A 24,713-nucleotide genomic window follows, 5' to 3' on the forward strand; every position below is an offset into this window, starting at 1 on the left:
TTCATGGCCAATACAAAAAAACCATGGGCTGGACGATTTGAAGAAGCCACGGCCAAAAGTGTAGAGAAATTTACCTGTTCTTTGCACTATGATTCAAGACTCTATCGATATGATATAGAAGGATCCATCGCCCATGCAACGATGCTGGCCGAGTCGGGAATTATTTCCCGCAAGGAAGCGGCGGCCATTGTCCGAGGGCTGAAAAGTATTCTGAGCGATATCGAAAAGGGCGGGTTTGTCTTTGATCCGGCCGATGAAGATATTCACATGGCCATTGAAAAAGAATTGATTAAGCGTATTGGCGCGGGAGGGGGAAAACTCCATACCGCGCGCAGCCGCAATGATCAGATCGCTCTGGATGTCCGGCTTTTTCTGCGTGCGGAAATCGATGCCGTCAGCCGGCTTCTTGCGGATCTGCAAAAGCAGTTGATCAAAATGGCCCAAAGCGAGATCAAAACCATTATGCCCGGCTATACGCATCTTCAGAAAGCACAGCCGGTGTTATTATCGCATTATTTTCTGGCTTTTGCGGAAATGTTTTCCCGGGATGCGCAAAGACTCGGCGACTGCAGAAAGCGGCTCAACGTTTTGCCTTTGGGTGCTGCAGCTTTGGCCGGCACAGGTCTGCCCATTGACCGCAATCGTACAGCGGAGCTTTTGAATTTCCCGGCCGTCGGTAATAACAGCATGGATACAGTCGGGGACCGCGACTACGTGGCGGAATTTATTTTCACAGCTTCACTTTCCATGACGCATCTGAGCCGTTTTTGCGAGGACCTGGTTTTATGGTCGTCTGATGAGTTCGGCTTTGTGGAAATTTCGGATGCCTACACCACGGGGAGCAGCATCATGCCCCAGAAGAAAAATCCGGATATCGCGGAACTGATTCGGGGCAAAACGGCGCGGGTCTATGGCGATTTATTCGCGATTCTGACGCTGCTCAAGGGATTGCCCATGACTTACAACCGTGATTTGCAGGAAGATAAAGAGCCGCTGTTTGATGCGGTTGATACGGTGAAGAACTGTCTGGCGATTTTCACGGAAATGCTGGCTCATACTGAATTTAAGGCCGCCCGAATGCATGAGGCAGCGGGCGGTGGTTATTCCACGGCGACCGACGTGGCGGAATATCTGGTGGAAAAAGGCGTGCCGTTCCGCAAGGCTCATGAAATTGTCGGCAACATTGTCGCTCTCTGTGTAAAAAGCAAAAAAACGCTCGCTGATCTCAGTCTGAATGACTATCAGAAATTTTATGCGGGATTTAACGCTGATATCGCCGCCAGAATAAAACTGGAGAATTCCGTCAACGCGCGCAAGCATCGGGGGGGGACGGCTACTGCATCGGTGAAAGAAAGGATTCGCGAATTTGAAAAACGTCTCGCTGATAAATAAAATTTTATTCGGGCTTGCTTTGATACTGCTTGCGACCGGCTGCGGGCTGAAGGCCAATCCCGTTCGTTCTGAGTCCGCCGCTTCAGCAAAACAAGCGGAACAGAGATTATCCTCGTCAGTTGATGGCAACGCCATAGTGCTAGCCTGGCAACTTAAAAATCAGACGGTGATCAGCTACATTAACGTAGAAAAAAGTCAACTGGGCAGTGCGGGAAATGTTTGCAAGGATTGTCCACGCACATTCGAGAGGATTGGCCAGGTGCCGGTTAAAAAAGAAAACGATGAATACAGATTTGTCGATTCTGCAGTGGAAAAAGGAAGAATTTACAGTTATCGTTTAAAACTGTGTGACGAGGCCGGTGTCTGCCGGGAATCGCAAACGGTGGAAGTCGATTATAAATAAACAAATATCCAGGAGGCATTATTTTATGTTTAGAGGAGCCATTACCGCTCTGGTGACGCCATTTAAAAACGGTCAGGTGGATGAAAAAGCATTGAGGGAGCTCATTGAATTTCAGATTGCCGGCGGCATCGATGGTCTGGTGCCCTGTGGGACAACAGGGGAATCGCCGACTCTGACCCATGATGAACATGACCGGGTAATTGAAATCACAATTGACGCCGTAAAGAAAAGGGTGCCGGTGATAGCCGGTACGGGATCCAACAGTACGGCGGAAGCGCTGCGCCTGACGAAACACGCCTATGAAGCAGGCGCGGACGGCGCGCTGATTGCCTGTCCCTATTATAACAAACCGACACAGGAAGGGATCTTTCAGCATTTTCAATTGATTGCGCAAAATGTGCCCATTCCGATTGTCCCTTACAACATTCCGGGAAGAACCGGCGTGAATATGTCGCCGGAATTAATTGCCCGTCTGGCGAAACTGAGCAATATTGTAGGGATTAAGGAAGCGTCCGGTTCGCTGAAACAGATGAATGACGTGATTGATCTGTGCGATCCGGCATTTGATGTTTTATCCGGCGATGACGGAATGACGCTTCCGCTGATGGCTATAGGCGGGAAGGGCATTATTTCCGTTGCATCCAATATTGTTCCCGCCGATATGGCCGCCTTGATCGATGCGGTGGAGGCCGGCAATCTGGCCGGCGCAAGGTCATTGCATCAAAAAATGAGTCCTTTATTCGATGTTCTGTTTATAGAGGTTAACCCGACGCCCGTGAAAGCCGCTCTGTCGCTGATGGGGAAGATCGAATACGAATATCGACTGCCGCTGTGTAAAATGGCCCCGGCAAATTACGATAAACTCAAAAAGGTTATGGAAAATTACGGCTTGATCTCATGATCGGGTCAAAACAATTATGATCTAAGGAGCAGGCGTTATGGTTAAGGTAATCGTCACGGGTGCGGGTGGAAAAATGGGGGGCAGGATTATCAGCCTTATCTCAGCAATGGAGGATATCCAGGTTGTTGGTGCCATTGAAGTGACGGGTCATCCTATTATCGGAAGAGACGTTGGTCATTCTCTGGGATTAGGAAGAACCGGCGCGCTGGTCAGCGATAAACTGGCTGATTGCATTGCTCAGGCCGATGTGGTGATAGATTTTACCAATCATGAAGCGTCTCTGAATTATCTGAGCATTGCCAGCGAAAAAAATTGCAGCATCGTGATCGGTTCGACGGGCTTTACGCCTGAAGAGATGAAAATCGTCGGTCGGCTTTCCGAAAAAACACGCTGCGTGTTGTCTCCGAACATGAGCGTCGGCGTGAATGTAATGTTAAAAGTACTGGAGTATTGTTCAGGCATTCTCAGCGATGATTATGATGTTGAGATCATCGAAGCGCATCACCATTTAAAAAAAGACGCGCCCAGCGGTACGGCGATGCAAATGGCTCAGGTGATAGCAGATAAACTGGGACGAGACATCAAGAAGGATGCGGTTTATACGCGGCGGGGGATGATCGGAGAACGGACAAAGAAGGAAATCGGCATCCAGACGATTCGGGCCGGCGATATTGTCGGAGAACATACAGTGATGTTCGGTGGAATCGGAGAGAGACTGGAATTTACGCATCGCGCTCAAAGCCGGGACAACTTTGCCAAAGGTGCGATTCGAGCGGCGCAGTGGATCGTGAGTCAGCAAAATGGTCTGTATGACATGCAGGATGTTTTAGGTTTAAAAAACATCAAATGATCGGGTGACGTGTTGGAAGGCATTCTTGCCTATATAGGGATTGGTTCCAATTTAAGCAATCCTTTGATGCAATGTCAGGAATCCGTTAATAAGTTGTCTTGCGTTTCAGGCATTACTTTGGAAAGGATTTCATCTTTTTATAAAACTGAACCCGTTATTTCCGATTCAAGCATCGGTGAATATAGTAATGAACTGGAAAACCAGAACTGGTTCATCAATGCAGTGACGGAAATCCGAACAACGCTTTTGCCACGCGATCTTTTGAAGGCATTGCAGAACATTGAAAAAGCGATGGGGCGTGTTAGAACTTTTGCGGGAGCCCCTCGGATCATTGATCTTGATCTTCTTCTATACGGTCAGGAGATCATTCGCGAAGACGATTTGATTATTCCGCATCCGGAAATGCATAAAAGGCTTTTTGTATTGGAACCTTTGTGTGAGATAGCGTCATACTTTATTCATCCTGTTTTCGGCGTTTCGATGCGGGGATTGAAAGACAGATTGGACGATCAGAAAATTGTTGAGCTTTACGATAGATAAAAAAGAAGGTTATGATGATTAAAGTATTGGTTGTTTTAATATTGCTTTATATAGGTTATAAGATCGTCATGATGTTTCGACGGGTAAAATCTCAGGAAGTAAAAGGTTACCGGATGGAAGATACGCGTCCCAAGGGAGAAGATCTGGTACAGGACCCGTTTTGCAGAACTTATGTGCCAAAGAGTCAAGCGTATCTCAAAGAAATTGAAGGCCGGCAGCAATATTTTTGCAGCCGGGAATGTTGTGAGAAATACCTTTCAGAGAAAAAATAATATATTGGAGATATGGGGGGATTATGAAATTTTTCATCGATACGGCAAATATTGCGGAAATTAAGGAAGGACTGGCGCTGGGTATGGTAGATGGTGTTACGACGAATCCATCGCTGGTTGCCAAGGAAAAAAGAGACTTTGATTCCGTCGTTAAGGAAATTCTGGAAATTGTGGAAGGACCGGTCAGTCTGGAAGTGATCAGCCTGGAGGCGAAAGGTATGTTTACCGAAGGCAAAAAGCTGGCGCGTCTCGGAGAGCAGGTCGTCATTAAAATACCGATGACCACTGAAGGCCTCAAAGCCACTAAGATGTTTGCCGCCGAAGGGATCGACGTCAATCAGACGCTGATTTTTTCGCCGCTCCAAGCCTTAATGGCGGCCAAAGCCGGTGCGGCATATGTCAGTCCGTTTGTGGGACGATTGGATGATATTGCTCACGACGGTATGGAACTGACGCAACAGATTCTGGATATTTATGACAACTATGAATATGACACTGAAGTGATTGTGGCCAGTATCCGGCATCCCAAACACGTTCTGGATGCCGCTTTAATGGGTGCAGATATTGCCACGATTCCGTTTAAAGTCATCGCGCAACTGGCGCAGCATCCTCTCACGGATAAGGGTATTGCACTGTTTTTGGAAGACTGGAAGAAAGTGCCGAAAAAATAACGGGCATCCATTCGTTCACGGATATTTAACGTCGATAAATTGGCTGATCCGAATGAAAAAAAAGCGTGATATATTCAATTTGCCCAATACCATTACTCTGGCGCGTATCAGCGTTGTCCCTTTTTTATTTTTTCTGCTGATGTCACCCGGCGCCTTATGGTCTTTGGTGCTGGCGTGTTTATTTGTATTGGCCGCCATTACGGATTTTCTGGACGGGTTTATTGCGCGTAAATACAATATGATCACCACGATGGGTAAATTTCTTGATCCGCTGGCGGACAAATTGATCGTCAATTCAGCAATGATTCTTATGATACCCATCGGACGGATTGATGCATGGATTGTCGTTATTATTATAATGCGGGATCTGATCGTGGATGGAATCCGCAGTATCGCTTCTTCGGAAGGAATTTATATCCAGGCCAGTGTTCTTGGAAAGCAAAAAACGCTGGCTCAAATCATTGCTGTGACAGCTTTGATGATTCATTATCCTTTTTTGGGATTAGATGCGCATCTGGTCGGTACCATCATTCTTTATGTCGCCTTTTTGCTGACCCTTTATTCGGGTGTGGATTATTTCATCAAATTCTATCAAGAAGCCGGCAAACAATGATTTGCTTCAGAAATTATAAACTTTACTCGATGCGAACGGGAGCATCATAAAAAAAATAATTAATTGTCACTGTTTGTTCATTTTTTTATTGACAAGATGAGGCTATTTGTTATATCCATCCGCGTTCTTAAGTGAGCGGGCGTAACTCAGTGGTAGAGTGCTACCTTGCCAAGGTAGACGTCGACGGTTCAAATCCGTTCGCCCGCTCCATTTTTTTATGGCGGCATAGCCAAGTGGCTAAGGCAGCGGTCTGCAAAACCGTTATTCTCCGGTTCAAATCCGGATGCCGCCTCCATAATTATTCAGGAGTTTTCTTATTTAAGAATGACTCCTTTTTTTACGCCTGATTGAAACAATCGAATTATACATTTCGGCATGAATTGCAAAAATAAGCTTCTTAAGGATGACGTTCCGGACGCTCGCCTGCGGGGGACATAGAAAAAGGAACTTATGGTAATTGTTGTCTGCAGCGTGAAGACTTATATGTGATTTGGTACGAAACAGGCAATCGCTATGTTTATAATATGGGAGAAACCGGCAAAGACTGCGAACGCATCAGGTAACCTGAATAATGAAGGAACGAACATGGACGCAATGACTCGTCTACACGATACAGGATAACCTGATACGGACGGAGATATCGAAGAAATTACTAATCGAATGATAAAAATTTAAAAACATTAAAGAAAAATATTAATGCATCGTTTCCTTGTAAATTTTCCATGCACCGTTAATCTTTCTAAGTTCCATCCGTTTGTTTCCTTTGCTCTTAAGCAGGTTGGAACTGTAATATTGCGTGAAAGCAGCGGTGGCTTGATTATTACCGCCTGATATGATCAGATTATCAACACGGATATTTATTCTTTTACTGCGCTCCCGCACAACAATTTTATGATTGATCCATTGATTCAGATTCATGCCCTGAGCGCGGAAATTTGAAGCGTAGCAAGCGCGAAATCCGGGCATGTTGCCGGATTCCCAATTTTCAGCCCATTTGGAGATCAACTTTCGGATAGCTTCTTTAGAGGATGATTCCATGTCGGAACGGGTGGCGAGTGGAATATCAGCCTTTCGAGCCAATACCGATGGCGTCGCATCATCAATGATAAACCACTTATTATTGATTTTCTGCAGAGCAAGTTTGTTAAATGTTCCTTCAAAAGAATTATCTTTATTGATTCCGGTTATCTGATCAAAGAGAATGACCGCCTCATTGTTTTGCTGCAAAATGGAGATATCCTTTGATCCCAGCATAAAATGTTGTTTTACATTTTTTATATTTGAGATTCTGGCAGTAAGTTGTTCCCTTTTTTTACCTTTAATCTGATGTTCCTTCAAATAAAGACTGTCTATGGCGTTTATATTACCTTCGATATAGCCTTTTGTCCATGTTGCGAGGATTTTTTCCAGTTCAACCCTGGCAGAAAGTGTTTGATTTTGGGGAACCCATTGAATTGCCTCCGCAATGATAACCGGCGTTTTATTTAATTGGATGAATTTGGCAAGTGCATGAATATCTTTGTCGTTTAGGACGACACATCCGCTGGATTGAAATGGCACAATAGGTTTGGTTGTGCCATGAATCCATATATTTGTTCCATTCTTACCTGACTTTATATCTGTGACAGTGGGATAATCCAGCGGAAAGGCTAATGTACCGTATGTTTCGGGTGGACCTGGATTGTTAAGAATTTTTGTCGCAAAAAAAATCCCAATGGGTGTTTTGGAATCGCCGGATACCTGTTTGCTGCCCTGATTTTTGCCTGTAGAACAGTTGACTTCAAACACCTTGGAAATTATGCCGTTTTTATTAAAAACATAAAGTTTCTGATATTTCTTATCGACGGCAATCACATAACCGGAAGAAACGGTAATGATTGAATCCGGTATCTTTTCAAGGTTCTGGATATTAGCTGATAAAACGTTGGAAGGTGAAAATAAGAAAAATGATAAAATGGTGAAAAAACCAGAAAAGAAAACTTTGAATAGCATGAATAAGTTTACCTTAAATATATTTTTTGTGCTTTTCTTCTAGCAAAATATGGTCCGTCCTTCAAGGTTTTTAATTTGTGAATAGTGGAAATTTAAATAATTGTAATAATTGTAAAAGTATTGTATTATATAGCGATTTAAAAATTATATAAATTTAGCAGTAAAAGCAACAATTATTGGAGAAAATCATGCTCCATGGTGGTTGCGTTTGCTAAAAGATATATAAGTAACCAGTCGGATTAAAAATACTTGCTTTGGCGGGGGAATTCTTGGCAAACACAAAAGATATTAACTCCACGGAAAAATTGTTAAATGTCATTCGCGGCGCTAAACAGCCTTTTCCTGAAAAAATGGGTGGAGTGGAAGATCTTTCTCCCAAACAAAAAAACTCGGACAAAATATCCGTTAACTTTCCCAGATTATTCACGGGTAAGCAACGTTTTCAAGTGGGTGTTGATATCGGGCAGAATGCCATCAATTTTGCCAAAATGACGAAAACGTCTGAAGGCAGATCCCTGCTCGTTGATCAGAAGATTGTGGAATTTGACCACCAGACTGCCGAAAAATCCGGTGAATTTAGTAGCTTGCTGAAATCATCCCTCACGGCTTTTGCCGGTTCTCTGGAAGACTGTGATGTCTGGACGATGATGGACGCCACGGAAGTGAATGTTTCTCATCTCAAAATACCGAATGTTCCCAAAAAACAACTGGCAAATGTTATCTATTGGGCGGCAAAAAAAGAAAATCCAATCGATGAAAAAGAAGTGATTTTTGACTATGAAATACAAGGTAAAATAAATGATCAAGGCATTCCCAAATATTCCGTGATGGTTTATACCGCACCCAGATCTGAAGTTGAGAAAGTTAAAAACACTTTTTCATCTATCGGTATTCAGCTTGCAGGAATTACCATCGCTCCTTTTGCTATTCAAAATATGTTCAGAACAGAATGGATAACTGCAGGAGAAAGTGCATTTGCCAGTATTTTCATCGGTGATGAATTTTCAAGAATTGACATCTATCGTAAAAGTAATCTGGTGATGACTCGGGGTATTAAGACCGGCATCAGCAGTATGAAGGAAGCAATTGATGAATATCTGGCCGGAACAGCGGCAAATCAGAGAATTAACAAAGAGCATATTCAGGAAATATTGAAGGATCTTTCTGCTGATCCTCAAAAGTGGTTAAAAGATGAAGTCAGCATCAATTGGGCTGAAACCGGAATGATGGAAATGATGTCTCCCGCACTGGAGAGATTGATCCGTCAGATCGAAAGAACACTGGAATATTATACGGCATCTATCGGTTTTGAAAGGGTGGAGAAAGTTTACATTTCATCAGTCATGAATGTTTTTTATTATCCCCTGTTAAATTACATCAGCGAACATCTGGGTACAAAGAGTGAATTTTTTGATCCTTTTCAGGGAATGAATGCTTCCGCACCCGGCGCGTCCTTGTCCCGGGTCAAGAAGGCGTCGCTGGTTCCGGTGATCGGGTTGGCATTGTCGGGCGGCAGACACACGCCAAATATCATTTTCACCTATGTGCAGAAGAAACAGGAAATTACGAGAAAGATGGTCAATCGCGGCATATTTGCGACTTTCGCGGCCGCTTTGTCCATTTGTGTTATCATTATGGTCTTTCAGGCGAATGAAATAAGGCGCCTTGGTATTCAGAAGGGAAAATTGGAAAAAGAGCTGTCGCTATTCAATCCTGTTCTAACCAAAGATCAAATTGAAATACTTGCCAAAGACATGAAAGTACGGCATCAGCTTAACCAGCGGTATTCACAAAGATACAAGGGAATGGCCCTTATCAGCGAATTGTCGTATTTGACACCGGAGAATATTAGATTGACCAGTGTCCGTATAGACATTCCTGCTGCTGGAGTGCAGATACCAAAAACGGCAACAATTCCAAAAGATACAGCACAAAAGGGAAAGAATGAAGCTGTCAGCATCCAGGGAGTTGTTTTGGGACCTCGCAGTGCAATGGATGTTATTTTAGCGCAATACGTTATGAAACTGGAAAATTCTCCCATGCTGCGCGGAGTTTCTTTGCAAAAAAGCAGTGTTGCAAATTTCAGGAAAAATGAAGTTGTTCAGTTCGTGATCAACGCGAAAATAGGTTAGTGATGATTAAAAAGCTCATTCAGAAAATTCCATCCAGTAGTTTAAGCTATGCATTGCTTTGCGGCGGGATTATTCTACTTGTCGTTTTACTGGGAATTATTCCTTTGTATCGATACAATTACAATCGTTTGCAGGACATTAAAAGAGTCCAGGGCCAGATTAATGAGCAGAAGGAATTAGCGCAGGTCTATCAGTTTATACGCAAAGATGCGGAGAAAAAAGAAGTCCGTCATTTGCCGAACCCAGCTAAAACAAAATTATCCAGACAGGACGTGGATAGCTTTCAGGATTCTTTTCGGTCTGAAGCGGTAAAATCAGGCATGAATACTATTTCTCTGATGCCGGATATAAAAACCATGACCAGTGGCTCACAAAGCATCCTCTACACCGCGATTCTGAAAGGAGGGTTTACCAATTTCCGGCGACTGTTAATCGGATTGGGGGCCTTACCTTACATTGAGCAGATTGATGAAATTAATATCAACCAAGGCGCTGATTCCATTCAATATGAATTAAGAATATGGATTGCCCTGGCTAATTAGCCGGATGCGGAGCAGATGAAGAAATTAAACAAAAGACAAATCATTATTCTGGGGGTTGCCGCATTGCTTGTTTTATTTGCTTTTTATGAGCTGTTAATCGCGAGGCCTTCAGCAAAGAAAGTCAAGACAGAAGCCGCGCCTGCTGAAACGGCTTCTATTGCCGATACATTCAGAAGCGATTTAACGATCAGTAAAATAAGCGGCGTTGACGCTTACATTGCCCAAAGAGCAGAGACGGAGTGGGGCAGAAATCCATTTATGGAGGCAAACTCTTACCGCGAATTTGTGGGGAAAGAGACCGGTGGCGGTGTGGGAGCAAAAATTATATACTCCGGTTATGTGGAAGCCGGCCAGAAAAAAATGGCAATCATCAATGGTTGGGAATATGAGGCGGGAGAAGCACTCGATGTTGAGGGGTACTTGTTGAAAAAAGTGACGCCTTCCCGTGTACTAATTATCAATCGCACCACAGGTGGTGAAACATATATTCAGCTACAGGAATAAAAAAGACATGGAGGTTATTTCTTTGACCTTAAACAAAAGCTATATAAAAATTAAACACATAGTTATAATCCTTTTCGTGCTGATATGTTTTATCGGTTGTTCTGGAGATCGTGAAAGCGCCAAGAAAGATCCTTTTTTTGAAAAATGGAATACACTTGCAGAAACTTCCAAGGGACATTCTCCGGAAGACAAGACTAAAAAAATTGATGTTCTGACGTCCCGAGATAAAAAAAGACCAACATCCGCGGTAATGGGAGATTTGACGCGAAAATTGCCGACCAAGCCTATTAATCTTACCATGCGCCAGGCGGATCTCAAAGCCGTCTTACGGGCAATGGCCAAAGCTGTTAATTATAACATTCTGGTTAAAAATGACTTAAAAGGCGAAGTCAATGTCGATTTCCGTTCTGTTCCCTGGGATCAGGCTTTTACAGGATTATTAAAAACATACGGTTTATCTTATGTGTGGGAAGGCAGCATCATCCGGGTCATGACCATTGAAGATATTGAACATGAATTAAAACAAAAAGTTCAACTGCGCGATATTCAATGGGTGGAACCTTTGATGGATCCGGTAGTCATCAAAATTGATTATGCGGATCCTAACAAACTACAGAAGACTTTACAGGGTTTTTTGACCAAGGATAAAGACGGTAAAACAAACGGATCTGTTACGCTCGATGAACATAGTAATTCTCTGGTTATTTCGGCGAATGCAAGAGATCTGGAACGTATGATTCCGATAATTGAAAAGCTTGATAAATCAACCCCTCAGATATTGATAAAGGCCAATATTATAGAAACATCGAAATCTGTTGCCCGTGATTTAGGGATTAAGTGGGGCGGATATCATAGTGGGAATGCTGGTGGAAATAACAGTTTGATTGTAACAGGTGGCAAAGGCGTTCCCACAGGTGTTGTAGGAGGCAAAGGATTTGGAGCGAATTTCCCGGCGGGCAGCGCGGGAACTGCAATCTTGAATGCCACAACCGGTCCCCTCGGTACTTTAGGTTTGATGTTCGGAGTCATTGGAGGAAATTTACTGGAAGTAGAATTGCAGGCTTTACAGAAAGACAGCAAGATTAACATGGTTTCCAGCCCCTCCATAACAACACTGGACAACCAGAAAGCCTTTACGGAAAACGGGAAAAAGGTGCCTTTTGTAACATTAACACCGAGTGCGACTGCGGGCGGCATTCCTACTCAGTCGGTGTCCTTTCAGGATGCTGTTATGAGACTTGAAATAACCCCTCATGTTATTGACGGTAAAAACCTGAAAATGCAGATCAAGGTTTCAAAAGATGAACTTGATTTCAGTCATTCCGCTGAAATGTATGGCAACCCCATTATTAACAAAAAACTCACGGAAACATCTCTTATTGTCAAAGATGGAGAAACCATTGTTATTTCCGGTTTGACAAAAGAATCAAATGATGCTGGAAATGCCGGATTGCCTGGACTCAAAGATATTCCTGTTTTAGGTTGGGCCTTTAAAGCCGACAGCCGATCGCAGGACATGGAAGAAGTCCTGATTTTTATTACGCCGCATATTCTGAAGGTTGCCGGTGCTGATGACGAATTCCCTGCCGCTCTTGAAAAAAACAATGAGTCCGGGAAAGCCGACGGCAAATAAAGGAGATACCTGAAAATGGAATATTTTAATCTTCTTCATTTTAAGAAAGAACCTTTTTCCAACTCGCCGGAACCGGAATTTCTTTTTGAGGCTCCGCAATATAATGCCTGTCTGCAAATGCTTGAGTTGGCCGTTCGTTTGAGGCGCGGCTTGAATATTGTGATCGGCGATGTGGGCACCGGGAAAACAACACTGTGTCGGAAACTGATTCAGAATCTATCGGCACCTGCGCCGTCGGATTCACCGGAAATCGATACATTTCTTTTATTAGACCCGGCGGTGGAAAATACGTTTGTGTTTGTCAAAACGGTTGCCGGCATCCTGGGAATTTCGGATATTTCCACCGAAGACAGCGAATGGCATTTGAAAGAGAAAATAAAAAAATTCCTTTTTGATAAAGGCGTTGATGAACAAAGAATTATTGTTCTGATCATTGATGAAGGGCAAAAGATTCCTGATGATTGTCTGGAGATATTACGCGAATTTTTAAACTATGAGACCAATAGCTGTAAGCTGCTGCAAATTATTATTTTCGCCCAGCCGGAATTGGAAAATAACCTTGCGGCCAGAGCAAACTTACTTGACCGTGTCAATTATCTCAATCACCTCAAACCGATGAGTTTCCGTCAAATGGAAAAGATGATTGAATACCGGATTTCAGTTGCGCGTCAGGAGATGGTAAAAAATCCGCTTTTTACCTTTACCGGGATGCTTGCCATCTATTTAGCTACGTCCGGTTATCCGCGAAAAGTTGTTTCACTTTGTCATCATGTCCTGCTCAAGATGATTATTCGCGGGAAAAATAAAGCCAACTGGTTTCTGGTGGGAAGCTGTATAGGCAGGATGACCGGACGGAAGATTTACAAGCGTGTTACATGGGCTGTCCTGAGTATCTTGATTCTGGCGGCACTGACTGTTCTTAGTGTATTTTATCTGAATGAATCGACAACAAATAAATATAATAATCAGATTAAGCGGGCCTCGTCCGGAACACTTATCCCGAAACAACCTTTATTGACTGCAGAACCCGCACGGGTTGGAAATGCCGATTTTCAAGTGCAAACATCCGCTCACCTTCTCGGCACGATAACCGGAAATAAAGAAATAACCTTATGGCGGGTACTTGATAATATTTACGGAGATACCGGCCAGGATATCTTGCAAAAGTTTGTTTTGGCGAATCCACAGATAAATAATTTAAATAAAATATCGAAGGTCACTGAGATTCAAGTTCCCTTGCTGCCCGAAAAATCCCTGCCAGTAAAAAGAGGCACGATCATTGTTGCTCTGGAAAGCAGCAAAGACCTTGGGTCTATTTACTATTCATTTATCGACAGAAGAGACAAGGGCAACACGCCCTCGGCACTGTTGCTTTCTTTTTCAAATAAGCGGCTGGGCAGACAATTCGCTATTGCTCTGAACAGAAGCTTTACGAGTGTTGAAGAGGCTCAGGAGGCTATTCGTCGACTGCCGTCAGAATTTGCCAAGTCCGCCCAGATATTATCGCAATGGGATGATGATACGATTCTTTTTAACCGCAAGTTTGCCCAGTAACTGATTCAGCAACGGAACGGAGATTGGATGAAGATCAAGAAACGTTTAGGTGAAATGCTGGTTGAAAACGGTCTGATCAATGAAGATCGTTTGCAGCAGGCTTTAATTGAGCAAAAGAAAGTCGGTTTAAAACTTGGTCAATATCTCATACGGCAGGGAATTGTCAACGAACAGCAAATTATCGACTTATTGAGTCGACAACTTAACATAGCCAAATATCATCCCGATCAATATCCGCTGGACCTGGCACTGGCCCGTTACATGCCTATCGATATTGCGCAGAAGTATCAGGTAGCACCTTTGAAAAAAAAAGGAAGGCTTTTGACTATCGCCAGTGTCGACCCTCTGGATATCAATGCGCTGGATTATATAGAAGTCCTGACCAACTCGGAAGTTGAACCCGTGGTCTGTTCTGAAAGAGAACTGAATCAACTGATCAGTTCCATGTATGGCGAACAGTCCGGCCTCGGCAGCATCATGGAAAATATTGAAATCGATTCCCCGGAGGAAGGACAGGAGGAAGTTGCCGCCGAAAAAGAAGAAGTACATGTGGCATCCCTGCAGGATATGGCAGGTGAAGCGCCGGTAGTTCGTCTCGCTAATTCTATTTTCGCCCAGGCTATCCGGGACGGCGCCAGCGACGTGCATATCAGTCCACAGCAGAATACCGTTCAAATGCGTTTTCGCATTGACGGCAGGCTGATTGAAGTTCCTTCACCCCCTAAAACATTGTTTCTGCCTATCATTGCCCGTATGAAAATACTGGCCAATATGGACATTACCATGTCTCGCGTACCTCAGGACGGCCGGTTCACGCTGAAAATGAGCAATAAAGAAATCAATGTGAGGGTTTCCTCAATTCCCACCATATACGGAGAAAATATTGTTTTGCGCCTGTTGGACATGAGCGGGGGGATATATACGCTGGATCGCCTGGGCATGATTTCTTCGGACCGGGAAAAGATAGAATTAATGAGCGTGAAACCGTATGGATTAATTCTAAGCACCGGTCCGACCGGAAGCGGAAAAAGTACAAGCCTTTATGCGATTCTTAATTCAATTAACAAACCGGATATCAACATCATGACACTGGAGGATCCCGTAGAATACCGGGTTAATAATGTCCGTCAGATTCAGCTAAACAGAAAAGCAGGAATGACCTTTGCCAGTGGCTTGCGTTCTATTCTCCGTCAGGACCCTGATGTGATCATGGTTGGTGAAATCCGTGATTCGGAAACAGCCGCCATTGCCGTTCAGGCGGCCCAAACGGGACATCGTGTTTTGAGCACCGTGCACACCAATGATGCCGCCGGAGCCATCACCCGTTTCATTGATATGGGGATTGAACCGTTTTTAATTTCATCCGTTTTGCTGGTTTCATTTGCGCAGAGATTGCTGAGGACAGTATGTCCCTATTGTAAAGAAGAATATCACCCTCCCCAAAATGCATTAACTGCTCTGGGTATTACTGCAGAACAAGCAAAAAATGCCAATTTTCAAAGGGGCAGGGGCTGCTATCAGTGCAAAAACACAGGTTATAAAGGCAGAACGGGACTTTTTGAAGTTTTGGTGAACAACGATATGCTCCAGGATATGATCCTGAAGAGGTATTCAAATCAGGTCATCACGAAAGCTGCAGTGGAGGCCGGTACGTTGAGGACACTCAGAGAAGATGCCGCCGTAAAGGTCATGAATGGAATCACCACGCTGGAAGAGGCGGCTTCGGCTGTTATGAGTTGAGGTAAAAACATATGGCTAATTATATTTATTCGGCCATCAATGAAAATGGTAAAACCGTTTCTGACTCGATAGAAGCGGAAACAGAGGAAATGGTTCATGCCATATTATCTTCCCGTAACTTGATTCCAACCAGAATCGTTATGGAAGACAAGAACAAAAAAAATATTTCATCACTGATATCATTTAATTTCGGCGGATCCGTTAAAACAAAAGATTTAATCCTTTTTACAAAGCAGTTCCGTTCCATGATGCAGGCAGGTGTGCCCATTATCAGATTAATGCAGGTTCTGGAAAACCAGACTCAGGACAAAACCCTCAAAAATGTCGTAACGGAGATAGGGCGCGATATCAAGGATGGTTTAACGCTCAATGCGGCGATGAAGAAACATCCCTCCATATTTTCACCACTTTATCTGAACATGATTAGCGCGGGAGAAATCAGTGGTTCCGTCCCCGAAATCCTGGGGCGTCTGATTGATATTATCGAACATGAGGCAAAAATTAAATCGGATATTAAATCTGCACTGCAATATCCGATCACTGTCTTGATCGCTCTGGGCATTGCATTTTTTGTCCTTCTGACTTTCGTAATTCCCAAGTTTGCGACCATATTTGCCAACGCGAAAATTGCTCTGCCCCTGCCCACAAAAATTGCCGTGTTTCTTTATCAGGGGCTGGCCAATTACTGGTATATCCTGATTATTGGTTTGGTTAGTACCATCGTCGGCCTGCGGCTTTACATCAAAACCGAAGCCGGACGCTATGCGCTTGATGTTTTTCTGCTGAAAACACCACTTTTCGGCCCTCTTTTTCAGAAAGCGGCAATGTCCCGGTTTGCCAGTATATTCGCTATCATGCAGGCCAGCGGTGTTCCCGTAATGAAAACCATGGAGGTTGTATCCGAAACAATCGGCAATTCGGCAATTTCCCATGAATTTAAACTTGTCTGCGACCGCATACAGGAAGGGCAGGGTATTTCCGGACCGCTCCGGCAGGCAAAATATTTCACACCAATGCTCGTGGACATGGTGGCTATTGGAGAAGAATCCGGTAATATTGAAGAAATGATGCGGCAGGTGTCGATCCATTATGATGATGAAGTCAGCTATGCTGTGAAAGGCCTTTCCGATGCCATTGGTCCGATTTTAATCGTCGGTTTGGCTGCGGTGGTCGGTTTCTTTGCACTGGCCATCTTTATGCCCATGTGGGATCTGACGAAGATGGTAAAATAAAAAATATTTCTCCTTTATGTGTAGGACTTTATTGAACATACGCAAAGAAAACTCTCCTTTCGGTGATGCCGGAGAGATGAGATGATATGGGGGAGAATTTATATCTATCGTGACTCACAATATAATTTTGCAGATAAAAAAATATTTCACAGATAATTCTCCTATCCATGTAAGTCTTCTTGTCATGGTGCCCTCAATATTTACGGGAATTGCCATACTAACCTTTATCGTTGCTCATTATACAAGTAATGCCTCTATAGAGAAACTTCTCCTTATCGGGAGCGCAGTCATTGTCTTCACCGCAGTGTCAGCCATAATTGTCACGTTTGCTATTTTACGTCCTGTTCGAAAATTCATAAAGGCAGCTGAGGGATATCCTGTGTTTCCCAAAGCAGCTGAATCAGAATCGAGGGCTCGTAAACGTGATGATATAAGTCATTTTGACTATGTGTTTCGTGAAATAACGAACATTCTAAGCAAAGTCGATGCCCGGGAGAGATTTCCCGATATTGTTGGCCAGAGCCGCGGCATTAGAGGGGTCCTTGGCCAGGTTGTCAAGGTGGCCATGACTGATACGACCGTGCTCATTCTCGGTGAAAGCGGTGTAGGCAAAGAACTAATTGCAGATGCTATCTTCAAAGAGAGCAACAGGAGGGGGAAAGCTTTTATCAAGCTGAATTGCGTGGCCATTCCAACCGGACTTCTGGAAAGCGAACTTTTCGGGCATGAAAAGGGCGCCTTTACCGGGGCAGTTGTGCGGAAGACAGGAAAGTTCGAACTGGCGAACGGCGGCACGCTTTTTCTCGATGAAATTGGTGATATGCCTTTAGAAACGCAGGCAAAACTGCTCCGTGTACTCCAGGAAAGGGAATTTCAACGTGTCGGGGGGACTCAAACGATAAAAGTGGATGTACATTTTATCGCGGCCTCGAATAAAAATCTTCGTCGAATGGTGGATTCCGGAAGCTTCAGGGAGGATCTTTTCTATCGTTTAAACGTTTTTCCAATTTACATTCCTCCTCTGCGCGAGCGGTTTGAGGACATTCCTTTGCTGGTCCGGCACATACTGGATCATATGCCGGGTGTTCCTGAAATAACTGTTGAAGCGATGCGGGAACTGATGACTTGGCACTGGCCGGGAAATGTACGTGAACTGAAGAATGTGATCGAGCGTGCTGCTGTCATGGCCGAAAACGGTCAGATTAAATCTGTCGGTTTGACTGGCATGAAGCAAGCGCTTCCAGAACAGAAAAATCCTTTCCCATTTATTTCGTCCCTGCCGCCGGAAAAAGAATCAAAAGAGATCAGCGATTCGAACGAAGGTCCGCAGTTAGAAGAGGGGTTTAGTCTTGATGACCAGCTTGCGGCGCATGAAAAAAGGATGATTATTCATGCCCTGAATCAGGCTGGCGGCATACAGTCACGTGCCGCCTGTCTTCTAGGCATAAATCAACGGAGTCTTTGGCACCGCATAAAAAAATATGAAATCAATGTGACCGTCATTAAAAACCACAAGCAGGAAAGATAAGAAACCATATAATATTAAAATCTCAACACAGGTGGAAATATGCTCAGGTACCCTCAGGTATTTTGCGATTATATCGGTCGGTAATTATATTTATTGCGTTATTCATCAGGTGCGAGAGTAATGGTTTTCTCAAAAGGAGCGCCCTCTGCAGGCATTTCAAATGCACTTGATCCTGTTACCCTTGCCCTCACTCCCGTGTTGCCAATAGCGGTGTACTCGACGGTGAAATCACCGAATTTGGTGTATCCGGAACTCTCTTTGTTGAGTATTTCACAAAGGCTGGCCATGCCGGGTGGGCTTCCTTTTGATAGAATTTCCTTGGTGTAAGCCATGGCGATATTACTGCGTGCTGATCCCAGAGCGCTTTCAATGGCTTTGACTTTGGCGTATTCTATGAGAGATACGTACCGGGGAATTGCAAAGGCCATCAGAATTCCCAGAATAACTAAAACAGAGATAACCTCTATTAAGGTGAAACCCTGTTCAGATTTATTATGCTTCATATTGCGTTTTTCCACTTCATACAGGATATGATGTAGGTTAAAGATTTATCCTTAAGCATAGTATGTGCCATTTAAAGTAATATTATTTATTATATTGAACGGATTCTGAAGATGACTCAACTGTTGTTAATTAGAATGTGTTATTTTGCTTTTATCCGGAAGATATTTTTGTTGGCCCATTGACAAAAATATGTAGTTATCTACAAATTATGTTGGTTATCGACATTGAACATGTTAAACATAAAGGTATTAAGCTCATGGTATATAGTAAATATATTTAATATTAGCTAATTAACTGATGTGATGAATAATACATCTGTTAATCTTTAATTGGCATACTAGATGCTTGATTAAAACTGAAAACGAGAGTATAAAATTGTGAATAGGAAGCAAAAAAATGAGATGAGGGGTTATCTGATGGGTTAGTTGCGGAATGATTATTAAAGCGCCGGTAATCAATCAGTCATGTTACTTAACAGATGAAGAAAAAAAATAAACATGCAAAGGAGTAAAAAATGAAAATTTTGAAAAACAGTCAGAAGGGTTTCACGTTAATTGAGATAATAGCTGTTCTGGTTATTTTGGGTATATTGGCTGCCGTAGCGGTTCCCAAATACATCGATCTGCAGACTGATGCAAAAAAAGCGGGAACGAAGGCCGCTTTAGGTGCAGCCGCAAGTAATGTCACTATGCTCTACGCCAAAAAACTTCTGGACGGTACTGCCGGAACGGGTGTTGCTAATTTGGTTTCATCTCTGGGAGGTGCAGCCTATACAAATCTTGGCGGTGACTACACTGCATCTTATGCGGCGAGTGGTACAACAGGTGTGACAATTACCGTATCTGGTGTATCCCCTGTGGAAGTGGCAGGTACTACGACAAAAACAGTAACACTCACAAATTAAATATTAATACCATAATTCACTTGAATTATAATGAATTCAACAAGGGGGAATCCAAAGGATTCCCCCTTGTTGTTAAAATCGTTGTGGAAGGATCAATACGATAACGATTCGTCAGTTTCTCTGATAATCTTCCTGATGCTTTTGTATAACAATTTTTGATCAATTGTATGGGCATATCTAAAGGGACGACGAGCTATCAGGGATAGATATTTTTCAAGACCTTCGTCTGCAGTAATTTTCAGTAGGTTATACACAGATGTAATAAGCAAGCCTTGTTGTTGTGTTTTATCATAAAGTTCAATCAATGCACAAATGGTTGTGATATCGTCGGGGTGAAGTGCATTATATTTTCCCCAAAATTCTATTGCAAACCGATAATGGCCCTTGAGTAAATAGGCTTCGCCGAGAATGGCCAAAGGCGGACCAAAATTGGGATTAATTAATAAAGTCTTGCGGGCAGTTTCAATGGCTTCTTCTACTTTACCCATTTTTAAAAAAATAAATGCCATATTACTCAGATAATATTCATTGTCCGGTTTCAATGACAATGCTCTTTGCTCCATCATCAATGCTTCTTTGACCTTTCCTGTATTTACCAATGCTATGGCAAAAATGTTGGCGTTATCAGCTTCGATATGATCTTTTCGCGCTTCCAGCAACTTTTGATACTGAATGACACGATCCTCTTGCCCCAAATTAAGATAGCCCCTTGCTAGATTCATATGGTAATTTCTTGGTTCAGTGGCGAAGTTGATATAATTCTCCAATGCTAATGCCAAAGAAAATTGATCCATAGCCGCAAGCCAGTTACCCTGTGATGCAAGGTAAGATCCCAGCCACCCGTGAGGGCGGCTCAGATTAGGTGATTTATTGATCGTGTCCGACCATAACAGCAGAGGATCTGTAAAAAGGGTATTACGCACGAAAACAGTATGTCCCTGGGCGGCAAGAAGAAATGTAAAGACGGCGACCAACAGAAACTGAATTGCTTTCTTATAAGAAAAATAATCAATAACGTGTAAAATAATAATCGCAACAGGGATAAAGAAAAACATTGAGGGGATATAATTGCGGTGTTCATAAATTAATTCAAGCGGGATGAAAGACCCTTCAAGGGTATGATTAAGAAAATAAAAAAAGATGCAAAAGGCAATCAACGGCCTTTTACGAGACAGGAATCCCGCAAGGATCAAAAGCATGGCAATCAAGGCGATTGCGGGTAGTGTACTCCAGGGTGTAAGTAAAGATTTGGATAGTTCAACATCATGAAGCAGAGTCAGACGGGAACTTATCGGATAAAAAAGGAGCGTGATATAAAAAATAATAATACGAGGTTCGGTCAGAAGCCTTTCCGTCAGAGTAAATGGCCTGTAACTAAAGGCTGCGCCGCTCAAGATGGATGAGATGTCCAAATACCAGAGGCCGATTCCTGCGGCAATCAGGATCATTGGAGCAAATATCTTCAAATTATTAATAAGATTATTTCGCGTAACGCCCTGGATCATCAGCAGGTCATACATCCAGATGCTAACCGGGATCATAACAGCGTTTTCTTTTGTGCCCATAGCCAGGACGCTTAAAAATGTGCAGAGGAAGAAATAAATTAAACGATTTGAGTATAGGTTTGAGGTTCTTCCTTTCAAATAGAAATACATGGCCATGATATAAAACAACCCCACCATGCTGGCCATGCGCTGAACGATGTAGGTCACGGCGGTTACCTGCACAGGGCTCGTCGCCCAGAGGAGAACAGCCAGAAGAGATATACTGTATGATATTGGTCCGTATCGCTCTTGCAGTTTTGGAAGATTAAGGGTCCGGTAAATAAACAGGAATAAAAAAACAGATGTCAGGTAGTGAATAATGAAGTTTACGATATGATACCCGGTAACATTAAGCCCGTTGATGTAATAATTTAAGGCAAAACTAAAATAAGAAAAAGGCCTGTCTATCCTATCACCTTCTATGCCATAAAAGGATTTTGAAATATCAGACCAGTCAAGAGTCTTCAAAAAAATATTCTTATTTTCAACAATATTAGGTATGTCGTCGAATTGAAAAACACCCTGAAAACTGTTCGCGTAAATGACAATCAAAAACAAGAAAAAGGTGATAAAGGCAAAAGAGTATTTCCTTCTCTCGGGGCAATGCCACTGGATATTAAGATCGAAACCATTGTCTTTATTTATCATTTTCAACCCTGCAAACGCCGTTATTATGTTTCATCATTTATCAGATTCACTATATATTGTAAAAGGGAATAAGATCATAGGCGTTTAAAATGCAATTATCCGGATTTACTTTATTTTATAGAAATGTTAATCAGCCCTCAGGTAGCAGCAAGTTGCGGCGAATTAACTCTCGTCCTGCAATCGGCGCGATTAATCACTAGTTGCCGTAACGGATAGCACAGGCATATGTACAAGATATTTATGAAAATACTGAAGGTCTATGAAAGATAATTCTACTCGTCGACTGCGCATTCTGTTCATTTCCCGTGCATTTCCGCCTGTGATTGGTGGTATTGAAAAACAAAATGCCGAGATACACAGGCATCTCAGCAAAATAGCAAATGTCACACTGGTTGCCAATCGTTATGGCAAACGTTTTCTGCCGCTTTTTATACCATACGCCATTGCCTATGCTTTGTGGAAAGCAACCGAAAACGATGTAATCCTGTTTGGAGACGGTATGCTCTCAATTGTTGCCTGGGTTTTACGCTTGGTGAAGCCTCGACCATTGACCTGCTGCATTTTGCATGGTCTTGATCTTACTTTTCCCAATCCCATTTATCAGCACTGCTGGGTGCGGCGGTTTTTGCCAATGGTAGATGTCCTGTTGCCGGTTAGCCACCAAACAGCCGAGGAAGCCATCAAGCGCGGCCTTAGTAAAGAAAGATGCAGGGTGATTTCCAATGGTGTCAACCCTGATGACTTCACAAAAGAATATGACCCTAAAGACATCCAACGCCTTCTCGGCTGCGATGTGAGTAATCGACACATCATCCTTACTGTAGGACGCCTGATCGAAAGAAAAGGTGTTTGCTGGTTCGTGGAAAACGTTCTGACGGAATTGGACGAAGATATTGTGTATGTAATTGCCGGTGATGGACCGATGCGGAGAAAGATAGAGAAAAATATTCTCAAGAAAGGACTGGCCTCACGCGTCTTTCTGCTGGGACGGGTCAGCGATGCCGATCTTCGAACACTTTACGCCGCCGCTGATATTTTCATACAGCCGAATATCAGGGTAGAAGGTGATATGGAGGGATTTGGACTGGTAGTGCTTGAAGCCGGCGCCTCCGGATTGCCCGTTATTGCTTCGCGTCTTGAGGGACTGACTGATGCCGTTTCCGACGGAGATAATGGTCAATTGTTGACACCGGAGAACGCCGATGAATACGTGATCCGGATTAATAAATTAATACATGATCAAGATGCCCTGCATGCTGCAAGTCAGCGCGCTATGGATTATGTCAGGCAGCATTTTCAATGGCAGGCAATTGCTGACAGGTACCTGAAGACGTTTTGTCAATTCCTTTCGAAATCCTGCGGTCAAATGACCCATGAACGTTCGAACAGATCATGAATCAGCCAACATTTCATATGTACAGCGCAGGCTTCATGGTGAACCAGAACCGCCATGAGAAAGCCGGCCAGAAAATCATAAGAGTGCTGAATGAAACCAAATACAAAAAAACCGCACACACGTATGGTTGTTGCTTGACAGCAGAACAGACAATGTTGTCTCTATATTTCAATAGTTATCTGAAGCGTATGGAAAAGAAATACTATGTCCTTTTTTATTTTGATAATGCTTTCTCAAATAGTTCCTGATATTCCGCAACCATTCTATCCAGTGTAAACATTTGTTCAACTTTCGCCCGATTATAATCCCCCATTTCACGACGCAACCTGGGATTTTCGGCGAGATAATGAATTTTATCAGCGAAAGCTACAACATTACCCAGAGGGCACAAAAAACCTCCCTTTTCTTCATCGATCAATTCCGGCAACGAAGAACAATCAGTGGCAATGACAGGGAGTCCGCAAGACATGGCTTCAGCGGCTGCCAGGCCAAAACCCTCCCGGACAGTCGGAAATAGCAGGATATCGGCATCTCGATACACGGCTGGCATTTTATGATAGGGAACTGCACCCAGACATTGGAGTTGAGGGTGATCAGGCAATTTTCCGGAAGATCGTAAACCCGCCGTGTAAACAATGTTAATGTTTCGGTTAAGCTTCTTTACGATAGGCATAATCCATTGCATGCCTTTTCTTCGTGTGAGATTCCCGCAAAATAGTACATTCAGTCTGTTTGTCCGTTTCTGGCGCTGTTTTTCAGGAGTAAAAAGTGTGTGGTCAACGCCATTATAAATAACCTTGATGCTCTCCGATAATGTCATCTCTTTCTGCACCAAATTTGCCGTAAAATGACTGACCGCTGTAATGATATCAGCCCTGATTACGGCCAACTTTGTAAATAACTTCAAATCTGTTTGGTAGTGAATGTTCTGTAATGTGCTGCTGTAATCCTTCATAAATCTATCCAGAACATAATTGTGAAAAGTCAAAATCAGCGGGACATTTTTTTGTGCATGAAAGATTGCATAATCTGGAGTGCTATGAATCAAACTGGATCGATTAAGTCGTCCCAATGTGAGCAATGATGGAGGGAACAATGTTCTGTATGGGTTATATGGAATAACGGTATATCCCGGTATATGGCTTTCCAGCAGCTTGTGCACAACATAGGCTCCATTTCCGGAAGCCATGGGGCTTATGATATTACTATGTTCAGTCA

At 43.2% G+C, this 24,713-nt stretch carries 22 protein-coding genes and 2 tRNA genes; 20 read left to right on the top strand and 4 right to left on the bottom strand.

Annotation, left to right across the window (positions count from 1 at the left end):
• Positions 1 to 3: 3 nt before the first annotated feature.
• The 10 genes from argH to CVU71_02095 all read left to right on the top strand — a co-directional run bounded on the left by argH (position 4) and on the right by CVU71_02095 (position 5,937).
• Positions 4 to 1,392 (top strand): argininosuccinate lyase, encoded by a 1,389-nt coding sequence (gene argH / locus CVU71_02050; protein ID PKN20592.1) that lies wholly within the window; start codon positions 4 to 6, stop codon positions 1,390 to 1,392.
• Positions 1,367 to 1,795: a hypothetical protein gene (locus CVU71_02055; GenBank protein ID PKN20593.1), complete on the top strand. Its 429-nt coding sequence runs from the start codon at positions 1,367 to 1,369 to the stop codon at positions 1,793 to 1,795. Before argH ends, CVU71_02055 begins: the two co-directional genes overlap by 26 nt.
• A 25-nt stretch (positions 1,796 to 1,820) precedes the next feature.
• Positions 1,821 to 2,696 (top strand): 4-hydroxy-tetrahydrodipicolinate synthase, encoded by an 876-nt coding sequence (locus tag CVU71_02060; GenBank protein PKN20594.1) that lies wholly within the window; start codon positions 1,821 to 1,823, stop codon positions 2,694 to 2,696.
• Positions 2,697 to 2,733: 37 nt separating this feature from the next.
• Positions 2,734 to 3,546 (top strand): 4-hydroxy-tetrahydrodipicolinate reductase, encoded by an 813-nt coding sequence (locus CVU71_02065; GenBank protein PKN20595.1) that lies wholly within the window; start codon positions 2,734 to 2,736, stop codon positions 3,544 to 3,546.
• A gap of 66 nt (positions 3,547 to 3,612) precedes the next feature.
• Positions 3,613 to 4,086: a 2-amino-4-hydroxy-6-hydroxymethyldihydropteridine diphosphokinase gene (gene folK / locus CVU71_02070; protein PKN21042.1), complete on the top strand. Its 474-nt coding sequence runs from the start codon at positions 3,613 to 3,615 to the stop codon at positions 4,084 to 4,086.
• Between the two features lie 14 nt (positions 4,087 to 4,100).
• Complete coding sequence (locus tag CVU71_02075; GenBank protein PKN20596.1) at positions 4,101 to 4,358, top strand: hypothetical protein; 258 nt, start codon at positions 4,101 to 4,103, stop codon at positions 4,356 to 4,358.
• A gap of 23 nt (positions 4,359 to 4,381) precedes the next feature.
• A complete protein-coding gene (gene fsa / locus CVU71_02080; protein ID PKN20597.1) occupies positions 4,382 to 5,029 on the top strand; it encodes a fructose-6-phosphate aldolase in 648 nt (215 codons plus the stop codon).
• A gap of 70 nt (positions 5,030 to 5,099) precedes the next feature.
• Positions 5,100 to 5,642, top strand: coding sequence for a CDP-diacylglycerol--glycerol-3-phosphate 3-phosphatidyltransferase (gene pgsA, locus CVU71_02085; protein ID PKN21043.1), 543 nt, complete (start codon positions 5,100 to 5,102; stop codon positions 5,640 to 5,642).
• A 135-nt stretch (positions 5,643 to 5,777) separates the two neighbouring features.
• A tRNA-Gly gene (locus tag CVU71_02090) sits at positions 5,778 to 5,852 on the top strand.
• Between the two features lie 9 nt (positions 5,853 to 5,861).
• Positions 5,862 to 5,937 (top strand) — tRNA-Cys (locus CVU71_02095).
• 398 nt (positions 5,938 to 6,335) lie between these two features.
• Here CVU71_02095 and CVU71_02100 read toward each other — a convergent pair.
• Positions 6,336 to 7,634: a hypothetical protein gene (locus CVU71_02100; protein ID PKN20598.1), complete on the bottom strand. Its 1,299-nt coding sequence runs from the start codon at positions 7,632 to 7,634 to the stop codon at positions 6,336 to 6,338.
• Positions 7,635 to 7,903: 269 nt separating this feature from the next.
• On the opposite strand from CVU71_02100, the gene CVU71_02105 reads away from it, so the two are divergent.
• From CVU71_02105 to CVU71_02140, 8 genes are all read left to right on the top strand, one after another.
• On the top strand, positions 7,904 to 9,766 hold the full coding sequence (locus tag CVU71_02105) for a hypothetical protein (GenBank protein ID PKN20599.1): 1,863 nt from the start codon (positions 7,904 to 7,906) through the stop codon (positions 9,764 to 9,766).
• A gap of 2 nt (positions 9,767 to 9,768) precedes the next feature.
• Positions 9,769 to 10,308, top strand: coding sequence for a hypothetical protein (locus tag CVU71_02110; protein ID PKN20600.1), 540 nt, complete (start codon positions 9,769 to 9,771; stop codon positions 10,306 to 10,308).
• A gap of 15 nt (positions 10,309 to 10,323) precedes the next feature.
• On the top strand, positions 10,324 to 10,812 hold the full coding sequence (locus tag CVU71_02115) for a hypothetical protein (GenBank protein PKN20601.1): 489 nt from the start codon (positions 10,324 to 10,326) through the stop codon (positions 10,810 to 10,812).
• Positions 10,813 to 10,819: 7 nt separating this feature from the next.
• Positions 10,820 to 12,445 (top strand): type IV pilus secretin PilQ, encoded by a 1,626-nt coding sequence (locus CVU71_02120; protein ID PKN20602.1) that lies wholly within the window; start codon positions 10,820 to 10,822, stop codon positions 12,443 to 12,445.
• A 15-nt stretch (positions 12,446 to 12,460) separates the two neighbouring features.
• Complete coding sequence (locus CVU71_02125; GenBank protein ID PKN20603.1) at positions 12,461 to 13,999, top strand: hypothetical protein; 1,539 nt, start codon at positions 12,461 to 12,463, stop codon at positions 13,997 to 13,999.
• Positions 14,000 to 14,026: 27 nt separating this feature from the next.
• A complete protein-coding gene (locus CVU71_02130) occupies positions 14,027 to 15,739 on the top strand; it encodes a general secretion pathway protein GspE (protein PKN20604.1) in 1,713 nt (570 codons plus the stop codon).
• An 11-nt stretch (positions 15,740 to 15,750) separates the two neighbouring features.
• On the top strand, positions 15,751 to 16,971 hold the full coding sequence (locus CVU71_02135) for a type II secretion system F family protein (GenBank protein PKN20605.1): 1,221 nt from the start codon (positions 15,751 to 15,753) through the stop codon (positions 16,969 to 16,971).
• Positions 16,972 to 17,098: 127 nt separating this feature from the next.
• The gene (locus CVU71_02140) at positions 17,099 to 18,499 is read left to right on the top strand and encodes a sigma-54-dependent Fis family transcriptional regulator (GenBank protein ID PKN20606.1); all 1,401 of its coding nucleotides are present in this window, start codon (positions 17,099 to 17,101) and stop codon (positions 18,497 to 18,499) included.
• A gap of 98 nt (positions 18,500 to 18,597) precedes the next feature.
• Here CVU71_02140 and CVU71_02145 read toward each other — a convergent pair whose 3' ends face one another.
• Positions 18,598 to 19,002 carry a hypothetical protein gene (locus tag CVU71_02145; protein PKN20607.1) on the bottom strand — a complete coding sequence of 135 codons (405 nt, stop codon included), beginning with the start codon at positions 19,000 to 19,002 and terminating at the stop codon, positions 18,598 to 18,600.
• Between the two features lie 515 nt (positions 19,003 to 19,517).
• Here CVU71_02145 and CVU71_02150 point away from each other — a divergent pair.
• The gene (locus tag CVU71_02150; protein ID PKN20608.1) at positions 19,518 to 19,907 is read left to right on the top strand and encodes a prepilin-type cleavage/methylation domain-containing protein; all 390 of its coding nucleotides are present in this window, start codon (positions 19,518 to 19,520) and stop codon (positions 19,905 to 19,907) included.
• A gap of 92 nt (positions 19,908 to 19,999) precedes the next feature.
• Here CVU71_02150 and CVU71_02155 read toward each other — a convergent pair whose 3' ends face one another.
• Positions 20,000 to 22,099 (bottom strand): hypothetical protein, encoded by a 2,100-nt coding sequence (locus CVU71_02155; GenBank protein PKN20609.1) that lies wholly within the window; start codon positions 22,097 to 22,099, stop codon positions 20,000 to 20,002.
• Positions 22,100 to 22,358: 259 nt separating this feature from the next.
• On the opposite strand from CVU71_02155, the gene CVU71_02160 reads away from it, so the two are divergent.
• Positions 22,359 to 23,495 (top strand): TetR family transcriptional regulator, encoded by a 1,137-nt coding sequence (locus CVU71_02160; protein ID PKN20610.1) that lies wholly within the window; start codon positions 22,359 to 22,361, stop codon positions 23,493 to 23,495.
• Between the two features lie 214 nt (positions 23,496 to 23,709).
• Here CVU71_02160 and CVU71_02165 read toward each other — a convergent pair whose 3' ends face one another.
• On the bottom strand, positions 23,710 to 24,684 hold the full coding sequence (locus CVU71_02165) for a glycosyltransferase family 1 protein (GenBank protein PKN21044.1): 975 nt from the start codon (positions 24,682 to 24,684) through the stop codon (positions 23,710 to 23,712).
• Positions 24,685 to 24,713: the final 29 nt, after the last annotated feature.

Source organism: Deltaproteobacteria bacterium HGW-Deltaproteobacteria-6 (genome assembly GCA_002840435.1).
GTDB lineage: Bacteria > Desulfobacterota > Syntrophia > Syntrophales > Smithellaceae > UBA8904.